Below are 9430 nucleotides of genomic sequence, written 5' to 3'. Positions count from 1 at the left end.
TCACGCCGCAGGCGCTGGGCCTGGCCGCCACGGTGGGCGCCGCGCGCCTGACGGTGCTGCGCCGCCCGCGCGTGGCGCTGCTGTCCACCGGCGACGAGCTGGTCATGCCCGGCGAGGTCGCGCCGCAGGACCTGCCACCCGGCGCCATTTACAACTCCAACCGTTTCACCCTGCGCGGCCTGTTGCAGGCGGTGGGCTGCGAGGTCACGGATTTCGGCATCGTCCCGGACCAACTCGATGCCACGCGTGAGACGGTGCGCCGCGCCGCCGAAGGGCATGACCTGATCATCACCACCGGCGGCGTGTCGGTCGGCGAGGAGGATCACGTCAAGCCCGCGGTGCAGTCGCTGGGGCGGCTGCACATGTGGTCCATCGGCACCAAGCCCGGCAAGCCGCTGGCTTTCGGCGCGGTGACGCGCGAAGGCGAGGGCGCCGGCGAGGCACTGTTCCTGGGCCTGCCGGGCAACCCGGTCTCCACCTACATCACCTTCTTCCTGGCGGTGCGCTCGGTGCTGTGCGCGCTGCAGGGGCTGCCCACGGCGTTCCCGCGCGGCTTCGAGCTGCACGCGGGCTTCGAGCTGCCCAAGCCGGACCGCTTCCGGCGCGAGTTCATGCGCGTGCGCCTGGGGGCCGATGGGACGCTGGAGCTGTTCCCCAACCAGAGCTCGGGGGTGCTGACCTCGGCCGTGTGGGCCGACGGCCTCGTGGACAACCCGCCGGGCAACGCCATCCGCCGCGGCGACCTGGTGCGCTACCTGCCGCTGTCTCAACTGCTGTCCTCGTGCTGAGCCGATGAACGTCCAGATCCGCTACTTCGCCTCGCTGCGCGAGGCCCTGGGCCCGGGTGAAACCGTGGCCGACCTGCCCGAGGGCAGCACCCTGGCGTCGCTGCGCGATGCGCTGATCGGGCGCGGCGGGGCGCACGCCCAGGCGTTGGCGCGCACCCGTAGCCTGCGCTGCGCGCTGGACCAGAAGATGAGCGACGAAACCGCCGCGCTGCACGAGGGTGCCGAGGTGGCTTTCTTCCCTCCAGTGACGGGGGGCTGAGCCGGGCCTTGCCAAGTTCCCGAACGGTGAAAACCCGTTCGTGCTGACCCTTCGATACCTCAGTCCGAACGGGTCATCTCACGACCAGACTCGACCGAGAGTGAGGCTGTTGCGCCGCCGCGTCGGTCCTGTAGCTGCCGACACGACTTGCAACCGGACGGGCCCGCGGGCATGCCCATAGTTGGGGCATGACGCCGTCCGACGCTTCGACGCCGCCAGCACCGTCCGCCGCCCGTGCGGCGGGCAGCGCACTGGCCGGCCATCGCATCGAGGCCGTGCTGCATGCCGGCCCGGTCTTCACGGTCTATCGCGCCGTCGATGCCTTGGGCATCGAGCGTGTCGCGCTCAAGGAGTACTGTCCCCAGGCGCAGTGCAGGCGCGACGCGGAAGGCGCGCCCTGCCTGCGCGACCCGCACGATCCGGCGGCCCACGCCGCCTTCGAGGCCGGGCGTGCCGCCTTTGTCGAGGAGATGCGCCGGCTGGCGCGGCTGCGCCTGCCCGGCGTGGTGCGGGTGCGGGACCTGGTCGAGTCCGAGGGCAGCCTGTGCGCGCTGATGCCGCTGCTGCCCGGCGTGCCGCTGAATGAGCTTCCCGCCTCGCAGAACGACGAGGCGCTGCATGCGCTGCTGCTGTCGTTGGTGGAGCCGCTGGCGCAACTGCACGCTGCCGGGCAGGTGCACGGCGCGTTGCACGCGCGGCAGCTGCTGTGGCTGCCCGGCCGGGCGCCGGTGCTGCTGGGCTTCGGCTCGGCGGCTCGCGTGCTGGGCGTGTACCCGGAGCCGGACGACCGCGCGCCCGAGCTGCGCACGCCGGACCCGCAGCCGGGTCCGGCCGTCGGCCCCTGGACCGACGTGTACGCGCTGGCCGCCATGGTGATGCGCCAGCTCTCGGGCCGGCCCTGGGACGACGCGGCCGCCGACATTGGCGTGGCCGCGCTGCTGGAGAAGGCCCTGGGCCCAGCCCGCGACGCCGGCAAGCGCCAGGTGCTGGTGAAGGCACTGCAGTCCAGCCTGGACAGCACGCCCACGCGTCGTCCGCACCACGCCGGCGAGCTGCGCGCGCAACTCGTGGCCGCCGGGGTGTCGCGTTCCGCCAGGCCGCCCGGCGCCGCGCCGTCTCCATCGCATCCGCAGTCAGCGCCGCAGCCGGGGGAGGCGGAGCGGGCGGCCTCACGCCTGCCGGAGGCCATGGCGCGCAGCGGCCCGGAGCCCGCCATGCCAGCGCTGCGGCCCGATGGCAGCTGCGTCATCCCGCAGCCGCCGCGCCGGCGCGACGACAGCCGGCGCAATGCCTTGCTGGTCCTGGCGCTGGCTCTGGGCTGCGTGGCCTCGGGCTGGTGGGTGCGGGGCCTGTGGTCGGACGAACAGGAGCGCCAGCGCATCGACCGGCTGCTCGTCGGCGCCGCGAACCCGCCGGCCTGGGCCACGGCAGCGGACGGCGGGGACTCGGCCGGACTGCCCCCGCTACCGCCCTCGCCTGTGGCCCAGGGCGCCACGGAGCTGCCCGCACCGGGCGAGCCCAGTCCGCTGGAGGCTCTGGCCGAGGCGCGGGCCCCGGCTGTTCCTGAAACGATGCCCACGGGCGCGTCCGTGGTGCCCCCGGAGCCGCTGGCCGTGGCGCGTGAAGCGCCGCCGGCCATGGTGGAGGCCCCGGCCCCCGTCGCCGCGACGCCCGTGACGGCACCGGCTGCCGCCGCCTTCCAGGTCCACGAGCCCGCCGCGGAGGCGCAAACCCCGGCGCCGGCCCCGCTGTCGGCGGCTTTGGCCACGGCACCACAGGCCACGCCGGTCGTGCCGCCCTCGGTGACTGCCGCCGCGGACAAGCCCCTCCGGGAGACTGCGCCGAGCCCGGCCAAGGCCCAGCCGCCGTCGGTGCCGGACACGCGGGCGGCGGCGCAGCCATCTTCACGGCCCGCGGTGCAGGTCGCGCGCGCTCCGCGCGGCGCTGCGGCCAAGGCCAACCGGTTGGCGAAGGCGCCGGCCAAGGCCGCCGCGAGCCGCACCGCCTCGACCGCTCCGCGCGCGGCCTGTGGGACGCAGGTGAAATACGCGCTGCTGCAGTGCATGAAGCGCCAGTGCAGCCAGCCGTCCCAGCGCAACCACCCGCAGTGCCAGCGGCTGCTGCGGGACAACGTGATCAGTTCCTGAGGCCCGGCTTCGTTCCCTGGGCAAAGCGCCCGGCGGTGGCCGGGCGTTTTTGTTTTGTGGCTCTGGCCAACACTCCTTCAGACACCCCTTGCAACCCCCAGGACATGGCAGGCGCGGCCATAGTCCGGTTATGGCCCCCTTTTCAAGTGATGCCCGGCCGGCTGGTACGCGCGCCGTGGGCAGCGTGCTGGCGGGCTGCACCATCGAGGCCGTGCTGCAGGTCGGCCCGGTGTGTACCGTCTACCGCGCCGGCGATGCGCTGGGCGCCGGCCGCTATGCGCTCAAGGAGTACTGCCCCCAGGCCCTGTGCGTGCGCGACGGCGACGGCACGCCGCGGCTGCACGATCCCGATGACACCGCGGCGCGCGCCGCCTTCGAGGCCGGCCGCGGTGCCTGCCTGGAGGAGCTGCGGCTGCTGTCGCGCCTGCGCCTGCCGGGACTGGTGTCGGTTCTGCAGGCCAACGAGGAACAGGGCAGCCTGTGCGGGTTGATGCCCCTGCTGCCCGGCGTGCCGCTCGATGCGCTGCCGCCGCCGCGCAGCGGCGACGAAGTGCGCGAGCTGCTGCTGGCGCTGCTGGAGCCCCTGGCGCAACTGCACGCCGCCGGGTTGGTGCACGGCGGCCTGCACGCGCGACAACTGCTGTGGGCGCCCGGACAGCGGCCGGTGCTGCTGGGTTTCGGCTCCGCCGCCCGCGCGCTGCGCTTGGATGAAGTGTTCCGCGGCGCGCCGCCCGAGATGCGGCCCGAAGGCGCGCACCTGCCGCGCGGTCCCTGGACCGATCTGTACATGCTGGCCGCCACCGTGCTGGATCACCTTGGCGCCTGGAAATGGACCACCGTGCCGACGCAGGACGAGGTGGCGGCGGCCATCGTGCAGGCGCTGCCGTCGCCGGTCGGGCCGGCGCAGCGCGCGCTGGTGCCCGCGCTGCAGGCTTGCCTGCGGGCCTCGCCCACCGAGCGCCCCGCGGGGGCCGTCGCGCTGCGGGCGATGCTGGGCGACGCGGTGCCCGGGCCGCAGCCGCTGCGTCCGGCGGCTGCGGGTGCCGGACGGGGGGCCTCCGCCGAATGGCCTCAAGGAACACCGCCCGGGTCGGACCGGCTGGGTGTGCTGCCCAAGCCCCCCGCGCCAGGCATGTCGCCCGCCGCCTCGGTGGCTGGATCGGTGCCGCCGTTCGCCACACCGCCACCGGCTGCGGCGAGCGGAGGCCGGGCCACGGCGCAGGAGCCGCCGCGCTCGCCGGCATCCGGGCAGCGGCGGGTCGAGCCGGCGATGGCGTCCGCGTTTGCCGCGGCGACGGGGGCTCAGGGCAACCCGGCTGCTTCGGCAGCCACCGCATCGGCGGTGCCCGCGACCGATCCGGCCCTGGCCGCCGTGCCGGATGGGCATGCGGGCGGGGCGCCGGTGGCGCCGCGCGGGCATCCCGCCGTCGGCTGGCGGATGGCGATCGCGCTGCTGCTGCTGGCCGTGGGGGCCGGCTGGGCGGCGTGGTGGGGGCAGGGCTGGTGGGAGGCCGAGCAGGAGCGCCGGCACATGGACCGCCTGCTGGCCGAGGCGGCGGCCCGGGCCCAGGCGCCCGCGTCATCGCCGGCCGCGGCCTCCCGCGTGGTGCCTGATGCCCTCGGCCTGGGCGTGCCGCGCTCTGCGACATCCCAGGCGCCGGTGCCGGACGGGCCCACGGCGGCTGTCCCGCCCGCCGGGTTGCCGGCGCCGCCGATGGCCGGCGGTGCATCGGAATCGGTGCCGCGGGCCGGTGTGGTGCCGGACATCAGGGTGACTTCCCAGGAGGCCGTTCCTCCCGCACCCACTGCGCCGCCGCAGCCACGCTCCCGCGAGCGCGCAGCGCCGTCGGTGGTGTCGCGCTCGCCCACGGCTGAGCCGGCGGTCCGCTCCGCCGAGCTGCCGGACGCGCCGCTGTCCGCCTGCGTGGTGCAGGCCAAGTCCGCGCTGGAGCGCTGCATGCGCCAGCAGTGCGCCAAGCCGGCCTGGCGCCGCCACGTGCAGTGCGAGCGCTGGCTGGAGAGCCCGGGCGCGGCGCGCTGAAGGCCGGCCGCCGTCCTCCAGACCCCCGCGAACGCGGTGCGACAATCCGCCGATGGCTACGACCTCTCCCCGCGTCCTGATCCAGACCGATGACTTCGACCTCGGCGCCGAGGTGCAGCGCCTGCGCGCCGGGGACCCCGGCGTGGGCGCGGTGGTCAGCTTCGTGGGTACCGTGCGCGAGCACAGCGAGGGCGCCGGCGTGAGCCTGATGGAGCTGGAGCACTACCCTGGCATGACCGAAAGCGCCATCGAGGCCATGGTGGACGAAGCCTTCAAGCGCTTCGACATCCGCGCCGCGCGTGTCATCCACCGCGTGGGCCCGCTGAAACCGCTGGACCAGATCGTGTTCGTGGCCGTCACCTCCGCGCACCGCGGCCAGGCTTTCCAGGCCTGCGAGTTCCTGATGGACTATCTCAAGACCCAGGCGCCGTTCTGGAAGAAGGAACACACGCCGCAAGGCGCGCGCTGGGTCGATGCGCGCGTGGCCGACGACCAGGCGCTGGCGCGCTGGGGCATCGCGGCCGGCAACGCGGCGGCCTGAGCCCGATGAGCAGCGCGCCGACGGTCACGCTCTCTCATGGACTGGCCGTGGCCGTGGGCGCCGCGGTGGGCGCGCTGCTGCGCTGGCTTGCGGCGCTGTGGCTCAACAACGCCTGGGCCGGCTTCGCGCTCGGCACCCTGGTGGTCAACTGCGTAGGCGGGCTGCTGATCGGCGTGTCGCTGGAGGTGTTCGCGCGCGCGCCCAACGAATTCCTGCGCCTGCTGCTGGTCACCGGCTTCCTGGGCGGTTTCACCACCTTCTCGGCCTTCTCGGCGGAGTCGCTGTCGCTGCTGCAAGCCGGACGCTGGAGCTTGGCCGCGCTGCACACCAGCGCGCACGTGCTGGGCGCGCTGGCGTGCGCGGCGCTGGGCCACGGGCTGGCGCGGCTGCTGTGGGCGCGGGGCTGAACGAATTCATGAACGTGAGTACATCCCATCCTTCCGCCGCATCCGTGGCCACCGCCGCAGCCGACACGGGCGCCGGCACCTCCGCGACGGCGGAGTTGCCGGGCACGCCGCTGGCGCGCGAGCTGGACGGCGCCGTGGACATCACGCCGCAGGCCCTGCGCGGCGCGCTCGGCCGTTTCGCCACCGGCGTGACCATCATCACCTGCGTCGATGCCGCCGACGGCCAGCGCGTGGGCATCACCGCCAACTCCTTCAGCGCGCTGTCGCTGGAGCCGCCGCTGGTGCTGTGGTCGCTGCGCTGTGCCAGCGCGAGCCTGGCCGCCTTCGAGCAGGCCTCGCACTTCGCCATCAACGTGCTGGCGGAGGGGCAGATCGGGCTGTCGCGGCGCTTTGCCAGCGGCAAGGAGCCGGACAAGTTCGGCGAGGGGCAGTGGAGCGAAGGCCTGGGCGGCGCGCCGGTGCTGGCGGGCTGCACGGCAGTCTTCGAATGCGAGCGCGTGTCGCGCCAGGTCGCGGGCGATCATGTGCTCTTCGTGGGCCGGGTGCTGCGCCTGGCCGACGCGGCGTTGCCGCCGCTGCTGTTCCACGGCGGGCGCTATCACCTGCTGGGCGAGATTCTTTGAGGCCGCGCCCTCTTTGCGGCGGGTGCGGCGAGGAGGAGACATGGAAGAGACTTGCATTGCCGCCGGCGCGCACATCGCGGGCGACGCCTCGCGCCTGAGCGCCGCGCAGCGCGCATGGGTGGCGCGGGCCGCCGAGCTGGGTCCGCGCCTGGCCGCGCGCGCGGCCACCCATGACGCGCAGGCGTCGTTCCCGCGCCAGAACTTCCGCGAACTGCACGAGGCCGGGCTGCTGGCGCTGGCCGTGGCGCCGGCGCGTGGCGGCGAGGGGTCCGATTTGCTGGGCTGCGCGCTGGTGGCGGCCGAGCTGGGGCGCTGGTGCGGCGCCACGGCGCTGTGCTTCAGCCTGCACGTGAGCAACACGCTGTGGAGCGGCCTGGTCGGGGAATCGCTGGACATGAGCGATGCCCAGCGCGCGGCGCACGAGGCGGCTCGGGCCCGGCACGAGGCGGCGATCGTGGCCGATGGGCAGGTGTGGGCGCAGACCTTCTCCGAGGGCGGCGCCGCCGATGCCGGCAAGGCGCCCTGGGCCACCGTGGCGCGGCGCGTGGAGGGCGGCTACGTGGTCAGCGGGCGCAAGGTTTTCGCCTCCATGGCGGGCGAGGCCGACGTGCACGGGCTGCTGTGCACGCTGCAGCGCCCGGCGGCGACGCAGGCGGATGCGCTGTTCCTGGCCGTGCCGCGCGATGCGCCGGGATTGCGCGTGAGCGGCGAGTGGAACCCGCTGGGCATGCGCGGCACCGTGAGCCGCACGCTGGAGTTCCACGACGTGTTCGTGCCCGAGGCCGACCGGCTGCTGCCTGAAGGGCTGTACTGCCAGGCGGCATCGCGCTGGCCGGCGATGTTCCTGATGAACAGCCCGGCCTACCTGGGCATCGCGCAGGCGGCGCACGACTTCACGGTGTGCTTCCTGCGCGGCGAGGTGCCGGGGCTGCCGCCGGTGCAGCGGCGCATGTACCCCACCAAGCAGTTCGCGGTGGCGCAGATGCGGCTGAAGCTGGAGCAGATGCGCGCGCTGCTGTTCGACGCCCTGGCCGGTGCCGGGCCGGACCCGGACCGGCATGCGCGGCTGCGGCTGCTGGCGGCGCAGCACACGGTGGTGGAGCAGGCGGCGGAGATCTGCCAGCTGGCGCTGCGCACCTGCGGCGGCCAGGCGCTGACCAAGAACCTGCCGCTGGAGCGGCTGCTGCGCGACGCGCGCTGCGGCGCGGTGATGCTGCCGTGGACGGCCGAGCTGTGCCTCGATCAGCTCGGCCGCGACAGCCTGTACTGGGCGGGGGAGGGGGAGGAGCAGATCGAAGCCTGAGCAACCCATGCGGGGGCCGGAGCCGGCACGCCCCCTGCCGCTTGCTCCAGCGCAAAACCGGTGTGGAAAGCGCTGCGCGCCGGCCTTGAAATCGCTGCGCGGCGCCCAAACTCGAAGCGCAACGGAGGATTCAATCCATGCGAATCGACAAGCTCACCACCGCTTTCCAGCAGGCCCTGGCCGACGCGCAGAGCCTGGCCGTCACCAACGACAACCCGTACATCGAGCCCGCGCACCTGCTGGCGTCGATGCTGGCGCAGCCGGACGGGCCCAAGGCGCTGCTGGACCGGGCGGGGGCCAACACGGCCGGGCTGAAGACCGCCATGGAGACGGCCGTGCGCAACCTGCCCCAGGTGCAGGGCGGCGGCGGCCAGGTGCAGCCCGGGCGGGACCTGGTCTCGCTGCTGCAGGCCGCGGAGAAGGAAGCCAGCAAGCGCGGCGACCAGTTCATCGCCAGCGAGATGTTCCTGCTGGCGCTCTCCGACTCCAAGACCGACCTCGGCGCCGTGGTGCGCGGCCATGGCCTCACGCGCAAGGCGCTGGAGGCGGCCGTGGAGGCCGTGCGTGGCGGCGCCAAGGTGGACTCGGCCGAGGCCGAAGGCCAGCGCGAGGCGCTCAAGAAGTACACGCTCGACCTCACCGAGCGCGCCCGCCAGGGCAAGCTGGACCCGGTGATCGGCCGCGACGACGAGATCCGCCGCGCCATCCAGGTGCTGCAGCGCCGCAGCAAGAACAACCCCGTGCTCATCGGCGAGCCCGGCGTGGGCAAGACCGCCATCGTCGAAGGGCTGGCGCAGCGCATCGTCAACGGCGAGGTGCCCGACACGCTCAAGGACAAGCGCGTGCTGGTGCTGGACATGGCCGGGCTGCTGGCCGGCGCCAAGTACCGCGGCGAGTTCGAGGAGCGGCTCAAGGCCGTGCTCAAGGAAGTGGCGCAGGACGAGGGCCGCATCATCCTGTTCATCGACGAGTTGCACACCATGGTGGGCGCGGGCAAGGCCGAGGGCGCCATCGACGCGGGCAACATGCTCAAGCCGGCGCTGGCGCGCGGCGAACTGCACTGCATCGGCGCCACCACGCTGGACGAGTACCGCAAGTACATCGAGAAGGACGCCGCGCTGGAGCGCCGTTTCCAGAAGGTGCTGGTGGAGGAGCCGTCGGTGGAGGCCACCATCGCCATCCTGCGCGGGCTGCAGGAGAAGTACGAGGTGCACCACGGCGTGGAGATCACCGACCCGGCCATCGTGGCCGCGGCCGAGCTCTCGCACCGCTACATCACCGACCGCTTCCTGCCCGACAAGGCCATCGACCTGATCGACGA

General features: G+C 73.9%; 9 protein-coding genes. All 9 read left to right on the top strand.

The annotated features are described in order from the left end of the window. Nucleotides 1-788: molybdopterin molybdotransferase MoeA (locus Q0741_RS24520; RefSeq protein ID WP_298235817.1), on the top strand; the 788-nt coding region annotated here is incomplete at its 5' end. A gap of 4 nt (nt 789-792) precedes the next feature. Further along, nucleotides 793-1047 carry a MoaD/ThiS family protein gene (locus Q0741_RS24515; RefSeq protein WP_298235816.1) on the top strand — a complete coding sequence of 85 codons (255 nt, stop codon included), beginning with the start codon at nt 793-795 and terminating at the stop codon, nt 1045-1047. Between the two features lie 188 nt (nt 1048-1235). After that, nucleotides 1236-3194, top strand: a complete 1959-nt coding sequence (locus Q0741_RS24510) for a hypothetical protein (RefSeq protein WP_298235815.1) — start codon at nt 1236-1238, stop codon at nt 3192-3194. 175 nt (nt 3195-3369) lie between these two features. Further along, nucleotides 3370-5235, top strand: a complete 1866-nt coding sequence (locus tag Q0741_RS24505; RefSeq protein ID WP_298235814.1) for a hypothetical protein — start codon at nt 3370-3372, stop codon at nt 5233-5235. Between the two features lie 52 nt (nt 5236-5287). After that, nucleotides 5288-5776 carry a molybdopterin synthase catalytic subunit MoaE gene (moaE, locus tag Q0741_RS24500; protein WP_298235813.1) on the top strand — a complete coding sequence of 163 codons (489 nt, stop codon included), beginning with the start codon at nt 5288-5290 and terminating at the stop codon, nt 5774-5776. A 5-nt stretch (nt 5777-5781) separates the two neighbouring features. Then, on the top strand, nt 5782-6183 hold the full coding sequence (crcB, locus tag Q0741_RS24495; RefSeq protein ID WP_298235812.1) for a fluoride efflux transporter CrcB: 402 nt from the start codon (nt 5782-5784) through the stop codon (nt 6181-6183). 14 nt (nt 6184-6197) lie between these two features. Further along, nucleotides 6198-6806: a flavin reductase family protein gene (locus Q0741_RS24490; RefSeq protein WP_367184173.1), complete on the top strand. Its 609-nt coding sequence runs from the start codon at nt 6198-6200 to the stop codon at nt 6804-6806. A gap of 40 nt (nt 6807-6846) precedes the next feature. Next, nucleotides 6847-8109 carry an acyl-CoA dehydrogenase family protein gene (locus Q0741_RS24485; protein WP_298235811.1) on the top strand — a complete coding sequence of 421 codons (1263 nt, stop codon included), beginning with the start codon at nt 6847-6849 and terminating at the stop codon, nt 8107-8109. Nucleotides 8110-8246: 137 nt separating this feature from the next. Beyond that, on the top strand, nt 8247-9430 hold a 1184-nt coding region (locus Q0741_RS24480), incomplete at its 3' end, for a Clp protease N-terminal domain-containing protein (RefSeq protein ID WP_298235810.1).

It is taken from the genome of uncultured Azohydromonas sp. (genome assembly GCF_937926365.1).
Taxonomy (GTDB): domain Bacteria; phylum Pseudomonadota; class Gammaproteobacteria; order Burkholderiales; family Burkholderiaceae_C; genus Azohydromonas.
This window is presented reverse-complemented; position numbering and strand designations above follow the sequence as displayed.